Here is a 15530-nt window from a genome sequence, read left to right as displayed (position 1 = left end):
CGCGCCCGCACGCACCGCACCTGCACACACGTACCGCGCCCGCACGCACCCGCTCGTCCGACCAGCCAACCCGCATCTGCCCAGGGGGACTTCCGTCATGACCGCCGCCGCCCGCAAGACACCGGCCCTCGCCGCCGCCACCGTCCTGCTCGCCCTGGCCGCCCCGCTCGCCCTCGGCGGCCAGGCCTCCGCGGCCTCGGTGTCCACCTGGGACAAGGTCGCCCAGTGCGAGAGCGGCGGCAACTGGAGCATCGACACCAACAACGGCTACTTCGGCGGCCTCCAGTTCTCCCAGAGCACCTGGCTCGCCTACGGCGGCAGCCAGTACGCCCCCTACGCCAACCGGGCGACCAAGCAGCAGCAGATCCTGATCGCCGAGAAGGTCCTCGCCGGGCAGGGCCAGGGCGCCTGGCCGCACTGCGGCCCGGCGGCCAACCTGGGCGCCGACCACGCCAACCCCTACCCGGCCGGCACCTCCTACCCCGACCCGGCGTCGCTGCCCACCGGCACGCTCGTCAAGTCGCCCAACGGCTCCTCGGTCAAGATCCTGATCAGCGGCGCGGGCCTGCCGGTCGCCGGCTCCGACGTCGCCCCCGACGGCTACGACCTGAGCAAGATCGTCCTGGTGGACGACGCCCGCTTCAACGCCCTGCCCACCACCCCGCCCGAGGGCACCGTCGTCCACGACCAGGCCGGCGGCTCCTCCCGCTACGTCGTCGTCGCCGGCGCGGCGCTGTCCATCTCCGGCGCGGACTGGACGGCGGCCGGCTACAACACCCGCCCCGACATGGGCGTCCCCACCGCCTGGCTGCAGAACGCGCTCACCAACACCCTCCCGACCGGCCTCGTCGTCCACGACCAGGCCGGCGGCAACGCCCGCTACGTCGTCGTCTCCGGCGCCGCCCTGCCCATCTCCGGCGCCGAATGGACCGCCGACGGCTACAACACCCGCGCCGACATGGGCGTCCCCGGCGCCTGGCTCGCCTCCGCCACCCAGGCCACCGTCCCGAACGGCACCGTCGTCAACGGCCAGGCCGGCACCGACCCGTCGATGTACGTCATGGTCAACGGCACCGCCCTGCACATCTCCGGCAGCGAGTGGACCGCCGACGGCTACAACACCAAGACCCTGATGGGCGTGCCCGAGGCCTGGCTGCAGGGCGCCGTCGCCAAGCCCCTGAAGAACGGCACGGTCCTCACCGACGCCGCCGGCACCGACTCCACCGTCTACGTGATGGCCGGCGGCCTGGCGGTCTCCCTGACCTACGCCGACTTCACCGCCATGGGCTACGACAAGCAGCCGCTCATGGGCGTCCCCGGCACCTGGCTGGGCGCGGCCGCCGCCAAGAGCGCCCCCGCCGACGGCACCCTGCTGCTCTCGCCCGACAGCCCCACCGTCTGGCTGGTCGCGGGCGGCGGCAAGAAGGCCCTCACCGCAGCCGACTTCGGCCCCGGCAAGTACAGCCTCGCCGACGTGGTCAACGTCCCGACCGCGCTGACCGCCAAGCTCCCGACCGCCACCGCGTAACCCCGGCCCCCGACCACCCCGAGCCGCCCGGCCACACCCGCCGGGCGGCACGGGCGCGCCCCGGAGACGCCCGAAACCCGCGTGCCCCACCGGACACCGCTCCGGTAGCCTGCAGACCATGTCGAGCCCCGAGGCATCCAGGGTGGGGGCTTTCGGTCACGCGCCGTCAGCCCCCTGAACCCCCGAGCCGCGCACCCCGCCCTCCCGCCGCACCCCGCAGCCGGACGGGCACGCCCTCAGGCCCCGGGCGCTGACCGCGGTGACGAGACGCCGACCTCCCGCGCATCTCCTCACTCCGGAGCCCTCAGATGTCCCCGACACGCCCGATGCCCCTCCCGCTGTACCTCCTCGCCCTGGCCGTCTTCGCCATGGGCACCTCCGAGTTCATGCTCGCCGGCCTCCTGCCCGACCTCGCCGCCGACCTCGGCGTGAGCGTCGGGGCGGCCGGCCTGCTCGGCCCCGCCTTCGCCGCCGGAATGGCCCTCGGCGCCCCACTGATGGCCGCCCTCGCCCGCACCTGGCCCGCCCGCACCAGCCTCCTCGGCCTCCTCCTCGCCTTCGCCGCCGCCCACGCCGCGGGCGCCATCACCACCAGCCTCCCGCTCCTGTGCGCCACCCGCGTCGCCGCCGCCCTCGCCTGCGCAGGCTTCCTCGCCGTCGCCCTGACCACCGCCGCCACCCTGGTCGCCCCCGACCGCAAGGGCCGCGCCCTGGCCGTCCTGCTCTCCGGCACCACGCTCGCCACCATCGCCGGCGTCCCGGCAGGCGCCGCCCTCGGCACCCTGCTCGGCTGGCGCGCCACCTTCTGGGCCGTCGCCGCCCTCTGCCTGCCCGCCGCCGCCGGCCTCCTGCGCGGCATCCCGGCCGCACCCGCCCGACACGACAGCGCCCCGCATGACACCGCCCCGCATGACACCGCCGAACCGGCGCTGCGCACCGAACTCGCCCAACTGCGCCGCCCCCGTCTGCTCCTGGTCATGGCGCTCGGCGCCCTGGTGAACGCCGCGACCTTCGCCGGCTTCACCTTCCTCGCCCCCGTCGTCACCGACACCGCCGAACTGGGCCGGCTCTGGATCCCCGTCGCCCTGGTGCTCTTCGGCGCCGGCTCCCTGCTCGGCGTCACCACCGCCGGACGCCTCGCCGACCACCGCCCCCGCCTGCTCCTCGCGGCCGGCGGCCCGCTGCTGCTCGCCGGCTGGCCCGCCCTCGCCGTCCTGGCCGAGGAGCCGGCCGCGCTGCTGGCCCTGGTGTTCGTGCAGGGCGCGCTGTCGTTCGCACTGGGCACCACCCTGATCACCCGGGTCCTCTACGAGGCGGCCGCCGCCCCCACCATGGCCGGCTCGTACGCGACCGCGGCCCTCAACGTCGGCGCCGCCACCGGACCGCTGGTCGCCGCCCCCACCCTGGGATCCAGCGCCGGGCCGCTGGGCCCACTGTGGGCGAGCGCCCTGCTCGTCCTGCTCGCGCTGTTCGCCGCTGTCCCGCTGCGCGGGGTGGTCGCCCCCCGCCACGGCGGTGCGTAACAGGCCCCGGGCCGCACCTCGCGGCAGCTGCGCCGTGGGGAGTCGGCGTGGCCGACTCCCCACGGCGGCCGTACGCCCCGTCGGTGGGCACGGCCCCGGCGCGGCACCATCCGTGTACGCCCCTTCACGTCCTGCCGTGAGCCGGTGATGCCTCCCCGCGCCCCCGTTGCGTCCGCCGGGGCACCGGCGCGTCGACGCCGGCGGGCGCGGGCCGACCCCCTTGACTTGGGGGGCGGGGCGCCCCGGACCGGTTCCGCCGTGTGTGCGCCCCGCGCCCGCCGGTTCGGAGAGGACGGCCTTGAAGGTTCTGACGCACAACGTGATGTTCCTGTCCTGGCTGACGCAGAAGAGCGAGGGCGACTGGAACAATGCGGCGCGCTCGCGGCTGATCGCCGAGTCCGCGTACGTCGCGGACCACGACGTGCTGGTCTTCCAGGAACTCTTCGACCCCGGCCCCTCCGAGGAACTGATGCAGGGCCTGGAGGACCGGGGGTACCGCCACCGCACGCCGGTGGTCGGGGTGGACGAGTCGGGCTGGGCCGCCACGCACGGCCGGCAGATCTCCCCGCTGCACGCCCGCGGCGGGGTCGCGATCGTCAGCAGGTGGCCCATCCTGCGGATGGAGCAGTACGTCTACGAGGTGGCCTGCGGCTGGGACGCCGAGGCCGCCAAGGGCTTCGCCTACGCCGTACTGGAGGTCGCCGGCCGGCGCGTGCACGTGGTGGGCACCCACCTGCAGTCCGACGACGGCGCCTGCCTGACCGGCCAGGCGAGGATCATGCGCCGCTCCCAGCTGCGCGACATCGACGTCTTCCTGACGGACCGCCGCATCCCGGCGCACGAGCCGGTGATCGTCGCCGGGGACTTCAACACCGACCGCCACTCGCCCGACTTCCAGGACGTCCTGGGCTTCGGGAACCTCCACGAGGCGGGCCCCCGGACCGGCTGGAAGTACTCCTTCGACACCATCGCCAACGACGCCGCCCTGCACCGCCACCCGGCCGACCCCGCCGAGGACACGGACCACGTCCTGCTCCGCAAGGGCCACGCCCCGCCGTGCGACGCCTGGACGAGCGAGGTCCTGAAGACCGCCTCGCCGAGCTGGGAGGCGGGCGGCCGGGCCTTCACCGACTACAGCGACCACTACCCGGTGACCGCGGGCCGCTGAGCCCGGGCCGGCCCCCGGACGGCCGCCCGCGGACCGGCACGCCCGCCCGGCAAGCGCGAGCCGTCCGACAGGAGGAGCGGATATGAGCTACTCGGCACCACAGCAGTTCGGCGAACTCACCTTCGTCTTCAGCACCGGCGAGACCAGACCGCCCGAGGGCTACCACGCCCTGTGCAGCGTCATCCCCGACAACGCCCCGATGACCTGGGTGAGGGGGAGCACCGGCGGCTCGGCCGCGCTGGCCGAGCCCAAGCAGTGGCGCAAGGTCACCGACTCCGACGGGGTGCTGCGCGGCCTGGTGCCGGTGGCCCCTCCCGGGTACCGGGCGCTGAGCGCGCTGTGGTCCTCGGACACGGTCCACGGGCCCCATGACGTCCTGCGCGACCTCGGCGGCGCGGCCTTCGTCGCCCAGGGCGACCTGCGCTGCGTGAAGGAGGAGATCGGCGGACGCCCCTACGTGGCCGTCGGCGCCTGGCGCGGGCGCGGCGGCCTGGAGATCCCCGAGACCGTCCGCCCCGAGACGATCCCCGGCGGCACGGGCTGCCTGCTGACCCCCGGCATCGCGACCTGGATCTCCTACTTCGACGGCGACTACGAGGGGGAGGACCCCGGCGACGTCCACGTGCTGGACGTGCCGATGCGGCAGGTCCGGCAGGGGACGGCGAAGGGCCCGGCCGTCACGGACGGAGGCGACGTGCCCGAGCGGACCGAGCCGGTCGTCGACCGGGAGGTGCTCCTCCCGTGCACCGCCGTCCTCGACCGGGGCGCGTCCACGGAGTGGATCCTGCGCAACTCGCCGACGTACACGGTGCGGCGCAAGCGGTTCTACACCCGGGTCGCGGTCACCGACCTGCGGGAGGACCCGGGCCCGGGCACGGTCGGCGCCACCGTCCCGTGGGGGGTGGACGAGGCGCAGGCGCAGGCCTGCCGCGAAGCCGTCGGCCTGTCCGTGGGGTTCGAGGCGGGCGTCGAGACCGAGGGCTTCGGCGCCAGGGCGGGCGCCTCCCTCAGCCGCGAACTCGGCTACGACAGCACGCGTTTCGTCGCCGCCATGACCCAGGAGCGGCAGGAGGTCCGCGCCCCCGCGCCGGGCCTGCACCTCACCGCGCTGTACGTCGAGAGCCACCGCATCGAGGTCGTCCGCAACGACCCGGACCACACGCTCCCCTCGGACCGGGCGGGCCTGACGTTCAACGCCCACGCGTCCTGGACGGCGCCCACCTACCCGCCGCGCCCGGCCCGCTGAGGGGCCGGCGCCCCGCGGCGGCCGGCCCCGCTGCGCACCGGCCGGTGCGCCCCGACCGCCGCTGTCACCGCGCCGTTGACTGTTCATCAGATCTTGCGAACTCGTGGTCGTCGGCTGGTTGGGCCGGCCGGGCGGTGGCTACGCTCGGCCGTGTCGTCCGATGGGGGGCGGCACCCGTCGCGTGCCGCACGCGCCCGGCCCTCGTGGCCCTCGGGCGTCGGAGCGGAGCACGCGCGGGCGGTTCCCACGGGAGTGGATCATGAGCTCTGTTGGTCGCAAGACCGTCGCGGTGATGGCCGCGGCCTTGGCCTCGCTGGGCGCGGGGAGCGCGGTCACCGCGTCCGCGGCCGCCTCGCCGGCCCCGCCGTGCAGCGGGGCGGAGTGCCCCAGCCTCAAGCCGACCAGGCTCTCGGCCAGTCAGGCGAGCCTGAACGTCACCCAGATGCAGCTGGAGAACATCCACGCGATGGCCTCGGACGCGGTGACCGGGGAGCCCATCCGCGGCGCCCGGATCGTGTTCGCCACCGTGGGCGGCCGGACGCTGGGCGCGGCCTACACCGACTACGACGGCATCGCGGCGATCACCGCCCCCGAGAACCTGGGCCCCGGCACCCTGCAGGAACTGCTGGGCGGCTACGAGGCCGCGATGGTCGGCGACGGAGTCCACGCCCCGGCCGGCGCCCACGGGGCCATCACCATCGGCACCGACCAGGGCCCCGGCGTCCCGGGCAACCCGTGTGCCGTGTGCAGCGACCGCGGGCTCAAGCAGGACGTGGTCCCCGTGGACTGGAGCCGGTAGGGGCGCGGGTGCGGCACCGGCCGGTGCGGCCCCGGGCGTGAGCGCGCCCGGGGCCGCGGGACGATGAGAGGGCGGGACACCATGACGGAGCCGGACACCAGGACAGAGCCGGACATCATGACAGGGCCGCACACCGTGACGGAGCGGCCGTCGCCGGTGAGTACGGACGCGATCTGGCGGCTCCCGGTGACGGTCTGCCGCATCACCGGGCTCCTGGGCGAGCGGACGGCCGGCGCCCTGCTGGAACGCGCCGTCGCGCTCGCCCGCGCCGGCGACGCGTTGCAGCCCTCCCTGATCGGGGACCGGGAGCTGGTCCCCGGCTTCCGCCGCTCCCGTTCGTGCCGGGAGTTCGCCGCGCCCGAACTGCTGGCGGCCATCGACGAGGTGCTGGAGGCGGTCGAGCACACCCTGGGCGTCTCCTGCCGCAACACCGAGCCCGACTACACCCTCAACGTGCACAACGACGGCGACTTCTACCGGCCGCACCAGGACACCAGCGCCGAGTTCTCCCCCCGGCGCCTGCTCACCTTCGTCTACTACCTGCACGGCACGCCCCGGCCGTTCGGCGGCGGCGCACTGCGCGTGTTCGACGCCGCCCTGCCGCTGTACGGCGGGACGACGGGCGAGTGGGAGAAGCGCACCTGGCGGGACTGGGAGCCCGAGCACGACAGCATCGTGTTCTTCCGCCCCACCGCCTGGCACGAGGTGCGCCCGGTGAGGTGCCCGTCCCGGCGGCCCGAGGACAGCCGCTTCGCCGTCAACGGCTGGCTGTGCAGCCCCGATCCGGCGCGCCGGGGGAGCGGGGCGCTCTGACGGGGCTGCGCCCTCAGTCCTTCAGCATCACCAGCGGCAGGCCGCCGTTGCTCCACGCGCCGCCTGTCTCGTCGACCTGGTAGCGGTCGGCCTCCAGGTCGGCGGCGAAGGCCTCCAGGAACTCCCGCAGGCCGGCGGCCTCGTAGCCGGCCCGCCAGCCCTCGTGCGACCAGTCGATGATCTGGCCGCGGCGCTGCGGGGCGGGCGGGTCCAGGTCGATGCAGATCACGTCGCCGTTGCCGATGCCGATGAAGGGGATCCACCCGGCGGACCAGGCGACGTCCCGGCGGATCACGCTGTCCTCCTCCCGCTCGTCCCAGGGCGGATCCCCGGCGTCGGCGGACCGCTCGCGCCAGTCGTCCACCATCGCGTCGAGCGAGTGGAGCTCGGTGTGCAGACCGATCAGGACCCCCGGCAGGCCGTCGTGGCAGCGGTAGGAGTCCCGGACGTCCGGCGGGAGTTCCACCCCCATCGCGGCCTCCGCCGCCCGGATCTGCTCGTCGGTGGCGCCGGGCGGCATCGCGGCCGCCAACCTCGGGGCGATCCGCCCGAGCACGGCCTCGATCCGCGCCCACAGCTGCCGCATCGGGAACTCCCCTCCGTTGTGACGAGGACCGGAACGTAGCACCCGTCACCGACAGTCGGTCGGCGGGCCCGGGCCCCGGGGCTGATTGTCGGAGCCTCCTGGTAGGAAGGGGCTGATCGTCAGCCGACCGACCGCCGACGCGTGGTCACCGAAGGAGGCCCGGATGCCCGTGGAGGACACCGCCGTGCGCGAGGACGTCATGACGGCCGGGGAGGGCCTGCGGATCTACCCCGACCCGGCGGACGTCTTCGTCGCCGACCAGGCCGAGCTGGCCCGGCACCTGCACCCGCTGGTCTCGATCGACCTGGCCCGGGTCAACCCCGCCTGGCAGGGGTGGATCCACCTGCTGAGCCCGCTGGAGCCGTCGGAGGGCCTCATCGGTGACCACACCTCGGCCTTCCACACGGGGCTCCAGGCCCCCAACTGGCTCGGCTTCACGCTGGAGGGCGACCGCTTCCGCCTGGCCGGCGACCTGCGCTACTTCGCCCGGGCGGCGGGCCCGGACGAAGTCCCCGACCCCTGGCCGGGGTTCCACGCCGGCCTCGCCGAGCACTGCGAACGCCAGGAGCGCAGCTACCGGGCGCACCGCGACAGCTTCCGCCGCGAGGGCAGGCTCGTCCTGCTCGGCGACGACGGCCTGCCGCACCCCGGCTGCACCGGCGAGATGGCCCTCCTGGACCAGCTCGGCGGCTACGCCGAATCCGCCGGCAACTGGATCGAGACCGACCTGTTCCCGCTCGACTACGACGGCGACCGCACCTGGCCCGTCGGCCCGTCCGGCCGCCGCTTCGAGTTCGTGGCGGCGGTGCCCGGCTGGCACTACCGCGGCAGCGGCGCCGACTGGATCATGCTGTTCTTCGAACCCGTCGACCGCCTCGCCCTGTTGACCTTCGACTGGAGCTGAGACGCAGCGATGCCAGCGGACGACCGACCGGGCGGCCGAGGCGGCCGAGGCGGCCAGAGCGGTCAAGGTGCGGCAGGCGCCCGAGCGGCGGCGCAGGACTTCTTCGACGCGATGCGCCGGTGGGAGGAGTGGATGGCCTCCTGCCGGCACGACACCACGGGCGACGAGCAACTGGCGGCGGTGAAGGCGGTGTTCGCCAGGCACCTGGCGGCCAGGGCGCTGGCCCGGCACCAGTCGCGCTACGACCTGCTGTGCTTCGGCACGCCGCCGGAGTTCGAGGCGCCGATCCTGCGCGTCGAACAGGAGACGCCGGGCAGGTGCTGGGTGTACGTGCCGGAAGGGTTGATCGGCGGCGAGGCCCGCTACGCGATGGTGCGCGAGGGCGGTGCGTGGAAGGCCGCGTTCAAGGAGACCGACGTCGCCCTGACGGGCCGGTGGAGGAGGTGGCCGGATCTCTGACACCCGACCGGATCTCTGACACCCGACCGGGCCGGCCGCTCCCGGCCGCTCAGGCGCGGCAGCGCAGCAGTTCCAGCGGCGGGTTGGCGAGGAGGTCGGCCCAGAAGTCCTCGCCGAACTCGCGTAGGCCGGCCTCGGACACCTGTAGCGGGACCCACTCGGCGTCGCTGAACCCGGCCGCCCGCAGGCACTGCTCGTAGACCTCGCGGCGCGGGGCCGCGCCCACGATGCTGATCGGCTGCGGGTCGAGGAGGGCCGTGATCCGCACCCGCGGCCCCGTCTCGCTCTCCTCGCCGGTCGGTTCGCAGCGGAACCCGTACGTGTCCAGGGACGGGCAGTCGAACCGGTAGTCGGGCTTCTGGGTGAGCACGAAGAACTCCCCGCCCGGCACCAGGCCCCGGTGGATGTTGCGGCACATCCGCTCCATCGCCGCGACGTCCTCGGCGTAGTTGAGGCACTGCACTCCCAGCGCGATGTCGAAGCGCCGGTCGAGGGGCCGCAGTTCGGCCACGTCGCCGACCTCGTAGCGCACACCCAGCGGGTCGCGCTGCTCGATCCTGCGCGCGGCGGTGACCATCTCGGCGGAGATGTCGACGCCGAGGACGTCCGTGGCGCCGCGCCGCTTGAACTCCCTGCTGTAGAAGCCGGTGCCGCACGCCAGGTCGAGGACCGACCGGCCGTCCACGTCCCCGACCAGGCCCAGGAAGCTCGGCACCTCCCCGTAGCGGATCAACGGCAGGGACTTGAACCCCTCGAACGCCTCGCCGATCCCGTCGTACTGCTGCACGCCCACGTGCCGCCCCTCCTGTGTGCCGCCCGCCGGGTCGCGGCCGTGGCGGAAAGTCTCCTCCGCCCCGCCGGGCCGCCGTACTGGCAGATGGCACAAAGAAGTTGGCCGGTGGATCGGGGGCGAACCCTCCTATCGCCCAACACCGCTCTTCGGGGACGGGGAAACGCCGTCGAAGGGCCATTCGAGTGACGTCCCGCGTCCTCGCGTGTCCGAACGGCCACACTGGCAGCGCTGAGGAAGCCCGCCGTTCAAAGGAGACGAGTCCGTGAAGAGCCTCGGAAGGACGCTGGTCACCGTCGGTGCCGCTGCGGTTCTGTGCATCGCAGTCCCGGCCAACGCCCAAGCCGCGGAGGGGACTTTCACCTACATCAGCAACAACCAGGAGCACACGCTGGAGAACCCCGAGGGCGACCGGTGCTACGACCTCGGCCGCCGTGTCACCGAGCTGTACAACGACACCGACGCGGAGGCGACCGTCTACCTCGGCGCCGGCTGCCGGGACGAGATCAAGACCATCAGGTCGGGTGGTTCGAGCACCCAGAGCGGCATCGGCTCGGTCAGTTTCACCGACGACGAGTAGCCGGCGCACCCGGCGGCGGGGCGGCCCGTCCGTCCGACGTGATCGTGAAGGGCTCGGACCAGTTGCCGGAATCACCGGACAGGACGACCCGGTAGTCGTCTCCAGGGGGGACGTCCGGCACGGTCACCTCCATCCGTCCCAGCAGGATGTCGAAGTCACGGGCGAGGACCCGGTCGAGGAGGGTGACGCCGCCCGCGCGCAAGGCGATGGACCCCGTGCGGTTGGTGATCTGCGCCGGCGGATCCGAGACGTCCCAGGTGACTTCGACCCGCTCGCCGACCCGCCAGACCGCCCCCGCACGAGGGGAGAGAACGCGCGGCACGTAGACGTCGCGCCGGGACGTGCGCTCGGCGGAGTGGGCGGCCACCGCCGGACCGGTGGCCTGTGCCTGTGCCGGCACCGTGGCGAGCAGGCTCGGCATGGCGGCGGCGGCCAGTGCCACCACGCCCAGGACGGGTCCGTTCCAGATCCTCATGGCCCCAGTGTCTCGGTTCGGCCCGGAGTGAGCGCACGGACGGGCGCCGCTTCCCTCGATCGGGGGAACGGCCGTCGGCGACGGAGGGCCCGTGAGGGGGGCGTGGCCCGAGGTCCGAGGGCGGCAAGCGGCCCGTCAGCCGCGTGACGGGGCGTGCGGTGCGGGCGCCACGGCCCCTTTCCCGGTGCAGGTCGGTCGCCTACGGTGGGTCACCCCGAAGACGAGGAGCGGAGGTTCCCTGTGGCGGACGAGGTGACGACGCAGTACCGCAGCTATGCCTGGGAGGACGAGCACGGCGTCAAGTACGTGGCCGCCTACCCGGGCGACGAGGAGGCCGACGAGGAGCGCAAGGCCGAGCTGCGGGCGTTGGGCGCCCGCGTGTCGGCGGACCTGGTGGCCGAACAGGAGGCCGAGCGGGAAGCCCAGCGGGAAGCCCGGCGGCCGAGGGCCGGGCGGGTGGCCGGGCGTGCAGGGCCGGCGCTGCGGCTGATCCGTGGTGAAGGCTCGTCCTGAGTGCGTGACCGGGCCCGCCGGCGCGCAGAGCGCCGGCAGGGCGGCCGGAGTGGGAAGTCGGCCGGGCCGACTTCCCACTCCGCGGTCGTCGGGGTGGTCTTCTCCCGGGCGGGGCCGCCGGGCGCGACCCGCTTCAGGCCGGGCCGTCGGGGGTGTGGTCGAAGGTGTGGGCCCGGTGTCGGGCGAGGTCGCCGAAGGAGCGGGCGGCGGCGCTCTGGTAGGCGGTGTCCCGGCGGAGCAGGGCGACGGCGCGCGAGGGGAGCGGCGGGTCGACCGGGACGGAGCGCAGGTGGGGGTGTTCGCGGGTGGTGGCGTCGGGTAGCACGGTGGCGAGGCCGGTGCGTTGGACGATCGCGACGAGCGCGCTGACGGAATTGGCCTCGATGGCGATCCGCGGCCGGACCCGGTGGTCGGAGAGGAACCGGTCGATGTGCTGCCGGGTCGCGAAGTCACCGCTGAGCAGGGCGAGTTGCTGGTCGCCCAGTTCGCGGACCGGGAGCGGGCCCGAGTGGGCCGCGTACGGGTGGTCGGAGGCGACGACGAGGCCGAGGCGCTCGGTGAACAGGGTGGTGGCGGTGATGGCCGGCAGGTGCGCTCCGCCGAAGGCGATGCCGAGGTCGAGCTGGTCGGCGGCCAGCTCGGACTCGATGCGTTCCTGTGCCATCTCGCGGACGTCCAGGCTGATCCCGGGGTGGCGCGCGTGGAAGTCCCCGATGAGCGGCCCGGTCAGGTAGGCGGTGAAGGTCGGGGTCACGGCCAGGCGCAGGGTGCCGCGTGAGAGGTCCTTGACGTCCCGCACCGCGCGCTCGGCCGCCGCGAGGTCGCGCAGGGCCCGGCGCGCGTAGTGGGCGTAGGCCTGGCCGGCGTCGGTGAGGCGCACGGTGCGCCCGGAGCGGTCGAGGAGCTGCACGTGCAGCGAGCCCTCCAGCTGCTTGATCTGCTGCGAGAGGGTCGGCTGCGAGACGTGCAGGGCTTCGGCGGCGCGGGTGAAGTTGGCGTGCTCGGCCACGGCGAGCAGGTACCGGAGGTGGCGCAGTTCCATGAGCCAACTATAGGCAGTACTGATGGCAATGATGGCTACCGCGTCTTGGACACTATAGGACCAGGTCATGCATCGTTGAGGTCATCGGCAGGCACCAACGGTCGTCGAAGAAGGAGTGACCTCATGAACGAGATGGCGCAGGGTTTCCAGCGGTTCAGCCGGGAGGTGTTCCCGACCCGGGCGGCACTGTTCAAGAGGCTCGCCACCACCCATCAGCCGACCGCGCTGTTCATCGGCTGCTCGGATGCCCGGGTCGTGCCGGAGCTGATCACCCAGACCGATCCGGGCGAGCTGTTCGTCATCCGCACCGCCGGCAACCTCGTGCCCCCGTACACCCGGGGCGCGGACGGTGTCGCGGCGAGCATCGAGTACGCGGTCGGCGTGCTCGGGGTCACGGACGTGATCGTCTGCGGGCACTCCGCGTGCGGCGCGATGACCGCCCTCGCCTCCGGCGGCGACCTCACCGGCCTGCCTGCCGTCGCCACCTGGCTGCACCACGCGGACGTCGCCAAGGCCCGCACCGACGCGGCCGAGCACCCGGCCGGCGCGGAGCGGGTCGCCGCCCTGGTGAAGGACAACGTCCTCGCCCAGCTGGCCAACCTGAAGACCCACCCGTCGGTGGCCAAGGCCCTGGTGCAGGGCAGGGTGACCCTGCACGGCTGGGTCTACGACATCGGATCCGGCTCCGCCGAGACGCTCGACACCGACAGCGGACGGTTCGTCGCCCTGGCGGGCTGACCACCGCGTCCCCTCCGACCACTCCCTCCCACCATCCCCAGACCAGGTCCGGGCACCCGCCCCGGACCCCATCCCCGAAAGGCCCACCCCATGGTGCACGCGCAGTTCGACCAGACCGCCCGTCAGCAGCTCGCCCTGGAGGTCGTCGACGCCAAGACCCGCAAGGACCTCACCTGGCAGGAGCTCGCCGACACGACCGGCCTGTCCGTCGCTTTCGTCACCGCCGCCCTGCTCGGCCAGCACGCCCTGCCCGCCGACGCGGCCAAGGCCGTCACCGAGCTCCTGGGCCTGGACGAGGACGCGGCCCGGCTGCTCCAGACCATCCCGCTGCGCGGCAGCATCCCCGGCGGCATCCCCACCGACCCGACCATCTACCGCTTCTACGAGATGCTCCAGGTCTACGGCACCACCCTCAAGGCCCTGGTCCACGAGCAGCTCGGCGACGGCATCATCAGCGCCATCAACTTCAAGCTCGACGTCAAGACCGTCGAGGACCCCGAGGGCGGCCACCGCGCCGTCATCACCCTGGACGGCAAGTACCTGCCCACCAAGCCGTTCTGATCCCCGGGCGGGCCGGGGTGGACCCGACAGGTCCCCCGGCCCGCCGCCCCACCCCCGACCAGCAGGGAACCGCCACCGTGGACTTCGCCCAGCACACCATCGACCTCGCCCGCCGCAACGTCGCCGAAGGCGGGCGCCCGTTCGCCACCGTCATCGTCAAGGACGGCGAGATCCTCGCCGAGAGTCCGAACAAGGTCGCCCAGACCGGCGACCCCACCGCGCACGCCGAGATCCTCGCCATCCGCGACGCCTGCACGAGGCTCGGCACCGAGCACCTGACCGGCACCACCATCTACGTCCTCGCCCACCCCTGCCCGATGTGCCTGGGCTCGCTCTACTACTGCAGCCCTGACGAGGTCGTCTTCCTCACCACCCGCGACGACTACGAACCGCACTACGTCGACGACCGCAAGTACTTCGAACTCGCCACCTTCTACACCGAGTTCGCCAAGAACTGGGACGAGCGCCGGCTGCCGATGCGCTACCTGCCCAGCGACGCGGCCATCGACGTCTACCGGGCGTGGCGCGAGCGCAACGGCGGCGAACGCCGCGTCGCTGGCGCGCCCGTCGCGGCCTGACGAGGGCGCGAACGATGCCCGAGCCGATCGAGAAGGCCGCGTGGATCCGGCTGGAGAACGGCCGGGTCCTCGCCGCAGTCGGCTTCCTCCTCCGCAGGCCACGGGTCAGTTCGCCGAGAGGCGGGTCTACCGGGCGTCGAACTCGTCGGCGCGGACGGCGGTGACGAAGGCCTGCCAGGCGGGGGAGGGGAAGAGGAGGGCGGGCCCGTCGGGGTCCTTGGAGTCGCGGACGGGCTGCACGCCGGTGAAGCCGTCGGCTACCTCGATGCACTGACCGCCACTGCCGCTGTGCGAACTCTTGCGCCAGGTGGTGTCCATCGCGGTTGCCTCCTGTGGGTGGAGTGGGAAGTCGGTGGGGATGACTTCCCACTCCGGCGTCAGATAGGCCTAGTTGGAGTCGAACTCGCCGGTACGGGTGGCGGTGACGAAGGCCTGCCAGGCGGCGGAGGAGAAGAGAAGGGCCGGGCCCTCGGGGTCCTTGGAGTCGCGGACGGGCATGAGGCCGGTGAAGCCGTCGGCGACCTCGACGCAGCCGTTCTGCCCGCCGCTGTACGTGCTTTTACGCCAGCCGGCGCTAGCCAGGTCAACGTCCATCCTCATAGTCCTTCCGTACCGCACGGATCATCTTCACGGATGCGGCCTGATTCAGTGCCCCGATCTGCAGCCGATCGTAGTCCCTGGCTAGCGGAAGGACAGCGTTGATATCGCGGTCGAGGTACCCGCGCAGCTCGGTTTCTGTGTATCCGAGCAGTTTGCGGTCCGGCATGGTCAGCAACGTCACGTGTGAGCTGAAAGGCCGGTCCTCACCCAAAGAATACGGGGCTACCTGGAGGAGGATGTTCGGGTTTGCGGCCAACTCATCGAGGTGCCGCAGTTGTTCGATCATCACCTCTGTTCCTCCGACAGTCCGACGCAGGCAACTCTCGTCGAGAACCGCATGAAGGAGAGGCGGAGGGGTGCGGTTCAGGAATTGCTGGCGCGTCATGAGGAAGTTCACTCGCTCCTCGGCCTGCTCGGGGGTGGCGTTGCCACGCCGGACGTTGCCCGCTTCCCAAGCGCTGGCGTAGGCAGGGGTTTGCAGCAGGCCAGACACGATGTCGATCGAGAACAGCCTGACCTCGGCGGCACGGTTCTCGTAGTTGGCGTACTCGGGGAAGCCCGGGACCAGGGCAGTGTGCTTGAGCTGCCAGTACATCAGCAGCAGGGTCCCGCCGGTCTGCAGGACTT

At 73.1% G+C, this 15530-nt stretch carries 20 protein-coding genes; 13 read left to right on the top strand and 7 right to left on the bottom strand.

The features are described 5' to 3' along the window. Positions 1-97 precede the first annotated feature (97 nt). The 6 genes from AB0O82_RS33115 to AB0O82_RS33090 all read left to right on the top strand — a co-directional run bounded on the left by AB0O82_RS33115 (position 98) and on the right by AB0O82_RS33090 (position 7077). Positions 98-1528 carry a transglycosylase family protein gene (locus tag AB0O82_RS33115; RefSeq protein ID WP_363587839.1) on the top strand — a complete coding sequence of 477 codons (1431 nt, stop codon included), beginning with the start codon at positions 98-100 and terminating at the stop codon, positions 1526-1528. Positions 1529-1854: 326 nt separating this feature from the next. After that, the gene (locus AB0O82_RS33110) at positions 1855-3051 is read left to right on the top strand and encodes a Cmx/CmrA family chloramphenicol efflux MFS transporter (RefSeq protein WP_363587896.1); all 1197 of its coding nucleotides are present in this window, start codon (positions 1855-1857) and stop codon (positions 3049-3051) included. 298 nt (positions 3052-3349) lie between these two features. Beyond that, a complete protein-coding gene (locus AB0O82_RS33105) occupies positions 3350-4219 on the top strand; it encodes a sphingomyelin phosphodiesterase (RefSeq protein WP_363587837.1) in 870 nt (289 codons plus the stop codon). Between the two features lie 82 nt (positions 4220-4301). Beyond that, complete coding sequence (locus tag AB0O82_RS33100) at positions 4302-5465, top strand: hypothetical protein (RefSeq protein ID WP_363587835.1); 1164 nt, start codon at positions 4302-4304, stop codon at positions 5463-5465. A gap of 259 nt (positions 5466-5724) precedes the next feature. After that, the gene (locus AB0O82_RS33095) at positions 5725-6264 is read left to right on the top strand and encodes a hypothetical protein (protein WP_363587833.1); all 540 of its coding nucleotides are present in this window, start codon (positions 5725-5727) and stop codon (positions 6262-6264) included. Between the two features lie 81 nt (positions 6265-6345). Continuing rightward, complete coding sequence (locus AB0O82_RS33090) at positions 6346-7077, top strand: 2OG-Fe(II) oxygenase (RefSeq protein WP_363587831.1); 732 nt, start codon at positions 6346-6348, stop codon at positions 7075-7077. Between the two features lie 13 nt (positions 7078-7090). Here the strand turns inward: AB0O82_RS33090 and AB0O82_RS33085 are convergent, their stop codons facing one another. Continuing rightward, entirely contained in the window at positions 7091-7663 is a 573-nt protein-coding gene (locus AB0O82_RS33085) for an SMI1/KNR4 family protein (RefSeq protein WP_363587829.1), read from the bottom strand. Between the two features lie 163 nt (positions 7664-7826). Between AB0O82_RS33085 and AB0O82_RS33080 the strand changes: the two genes are divergently transcribed. Continuing rightward, positions 7827-8567, top strand: coding sequence for a hypothetical protein (locus AB0O82_RS33080; RefSeq protein WP_363587827.1), 741 nt, complete (start codon positions 7827-7829; stop codon positions 8565-8567). A 132-nt stretch (positions 8568-8699) separates the two neighbouring features. Next, positions 8700-9026 carry a hypothetical protein gene (locus tag AB0O82_RS33075; protein ID WP_363587825.1) on the top strand — a complete coding sequence of 109 codons (327 nt, stop codon included), beginning with the start codon at positions 8700-8702 and terminating at the stop codon, positions 9024-9026. A gap of 49 nt (positions 9027-9075) precedes the next feature. Here the strand turns inward: AB0O82_RS33075 and AB0O82_RS33070 are convergent, their stop codons facing one another. Then, positions 9076-9819, bottom strand: a complete 744-nt coding sequence (locus tag AB0O82_RS33070; RefSeq protein ID WP_363587823.1) for a class I SAM-dependent methyltransferase — start codon at positions 9817-9819, stop codon at positions 9076-9078. 262 nt (positions 9820-10081) lie between these two features. Between AB0O82_RS33070 and AB0O82_RS33065 the strand changes: the two genes are divergently transcribed. Beyond that, positions 10082-10396: a hypothetical protein gene (locus tag AB0O82_RS33065; RefSeq protein ID WP_363587821.1), complete on the top strand. Its 315-nt coding sequence runs from the start codon at positions 10082-10084 to the stop codon at positions 10394-10396. On the opposite strand, the gene AB0O82_RS33060 is transcribed toward AB0O82_RS33065, so the two are convergent. Further along, positions 10380-10871 carry a GPI anchored serine-threonine rich family protein gene (locus AB0O82_RS33060; protein ID WP_363587819.1) on the bottom strand — a complete coding sequence of 164 codons (492 nt, stop codon included), beginning with the start codon at positions 10869-10871 and terminating at the stop codon, positions 10380-10382. The two genes, AB0O82_RS33065 and AB0O82_RS33060, sit on opposite strands and share 17 nt — an antisense overlap. A 240-nt stretch (positions 10872-11111) precedes the next feature. On the opposite strand from AB0O82_RS33060, the gene AB0O82_RS33055 reads away from it, so the two are divergent. Then, a complete protein-coding gene (locus tag AB0O82_RS33055; RefSeq protein WP_363587817.1) occupies positions 11112-11384 on the top strand; it encodes a hypothetical protein in 273 nt (90 codons plus the stop codon). Between the two features lie 133 nt (positions 11385-11517). On the opposite strand, the gene cynR is transcribed toward AB0O82_RS33055, so the two are convergent. After that, positions 11518-12426 carry a transcriptional regulator CynR gene (gene cynR / locus AB0O82_RS33050; protein ID WP_363587815.1) on the bottom strand — a complete coding sequence of 303 codons (909 nt, stop codon included), beginning with the start codon at positions 12424-12426 and terminating at the stop codon, positions 11518-11520. A gap of 123 nt (positions 12427-12549) precedes the next feature. Between cynR and AB0O82_RS33045 the strand changes: the two genes are divergently transcribed. From AB0O82_RS33045 to AB0O82_RS33035, 3 genes are all read left to right on the top strand, one after another. Beyond that, positions 12550-13164 (top strand): carbonic anhydrase, encoded by a 615-nt coding sequence (locus AB0O82_RS33045; protein ID WP_363587813.1) that lies wholly within the window; start codon positions 12550-12552, stop codon positions 13162-13164. A gap of 90 nt (positions 13165-13254) precedes the next feature. Continuing rightward, the gene (cynS, locus tag AB0O82_RS33040; protein WP_350881326.1) at positions 13255-13725 is read left to right on the top strand and encodes a cyanase; all 471 of its coding nucleotides are present in this window, start codon (positions 13255-13257) and stop codon (positions 13723-13725) included. A gap of 77 nt (positions 13726-13802) precedes the next feature. Then, on the top strand, positions 13803-14303 hold the full coding sequence (locus AB0O82_RS33035; RefSeq protein ID WP_363587894.1) for a nucleoside deaminase: 501 nt from the start codon (positions 13803-13805) through the stop codon (positions 14301-14303). Positions 14304-14429: 126 nt separating this feature from the next. Here the strand turns inward: AB0O82_RS33035 and AB0O82_RS33030 are convergent, their stop codons facing one another. The 3 genes from AB0O82_RS33030 to AB0O82_RS33020 form a co-directional block, all read right to left on the bottom strand. Beyond that, positions 14430-14621, bottom strand: coding sequence for a DUF397 domain-containing protein (locus AB0O82_RS33030; protein ID WP_363587811.1), 192 nt, complete (start codon positions 14619-14621; stop codon positions 14430-14432). A 69-nt stretch (positions 14622-14690) separates the two neighbouring features. Continuing rightward, positions 14691-14903, bottom strand: coding sequence for a DUF397 domain-containing protein (locus tag AB0O82_RS33025; RefSeq protein WP_363587809.1), 213 nt, complete (start codon positions 14901-14903; stop codon positions 14691-14693). Then, positions 14887-15530 (bottom strand): DUF5753 domain-containing protein (locus AB0O82_RS33020; protein WP_363587807.1); only part of this gene is annotated, 644 nt, incomplete at its 5' end. The genes AB0O82_RS33025 and AB0O82_RS33020, both read right to left, overlap by 17 nt.

It is taken from the genome of Kitasatospora sp. NPDC088264 (assembly GCF_040685715.1).
In the GTDB taxonomy this organism is placed as follows: Bacteria; Actinomycetota; Actinomycetes; order Streptomycetales; family Streptomycetaceae; genus Kitasatospora.
This window is presented reverse-complemented; position numbering and strand designations above follow the sequence as displayed.

Coding starts and splice junctions, on each gene's coding strand:
- AB0O82_RS33115 (WP_363587839.1), top strand. CDS start 98: ATGACCGCCGCCGCCCGCAAGACACCGGCCCTCGCCGCCGCCACCGTC.
- AB0O82_RS33110 (WP_363587896.1), top strand. CDS start 1,855: ATGCCCCTCCCGCTGTACCTCCTCGCCCTGGCCGTCTTCGCCATGGGC.
- AB0O82_RS33100 (WP_363587835.1), top strand. CDS start 4,302: ATGAGCTACTCGGCACCACAGCAGTTCGGCGAACTCACCTTCGTCTTC.
- AB0O82_RS33095 (WP_363587833.1), top strand. CDS start 5,725: ATGAGCTCTGTTGGTCGCAAGACCGTCGCGGTGATGGCCGCGGCCTTG.
- AB0O82_RS33090 (WP_363587831.1), top strand. CDS start 6,346: ATGACGGAGCCGGACACCAGGACAGAGCCGGACATCATGACAGGGCCG.
- AB0O82_RS33085 (WP_363587829.1), bottom strand. CDS start 7,663: ATGCGGCAGCTGTGGGCGCGGATCGAGGCCGTGCTCGGGCGGATCGCC.
- AB0O82_RS33080 (WP_363587827.1), top strand. CDS start 7,827: ATGCCCGTGGAGGACACCGCCGTGCGCGAGGACGTCATGACGGCCGGG.
- AB0O82_RS33075 (WP_363587825.1), top strand. CDS start 8,700: ATGGCCTCCTGCCGGCACGACACCACGGGCGACGAGCAACTGGCGGCG.
- AB0O82_RS33060 (WP_363587819.1), bottom strand. CDS start 10,871: ATGAGGATCTGGAACGGACCCGTCCTGGGCGTGGTGGCACTGGCCGCC.
- cynR (WP_363587815.1), bottom strand. CDS start 12,426: ATGGAACTGCGCCACCTCCGGTACCTGCTCGCCGTGGCCGAGCACGCC.
- AB0O82_RS33045 (WP_363587813.1), top strand. CDS start 12,550: ATGAACGAGATGGCGCAGGGTTTCCAGCGGTTCAGCCGGGAGGTGTTC.
- cynS (WP_350881326.1), top strand. CDS start 13,255: ATGGTGCACGCGCAGTTCGACCAGACCGCCCGTCAGCAGCTCGCCCTG.
- AB0O82_RS33030 (WP_363587811.1), bottom strand. CDS start 14,621: ATGGACACCACCTGGCGCAAGAGTTCGCACAGCGGCAGTGGCGGTCAG.
- AB0O82_RS33025 (WP_363587809.1), bottom strand. CDS start 14,903: ATGAGGATGGACGTTGACCTGGCTAGCGCCGGCTGGCGTAAAAGCACG.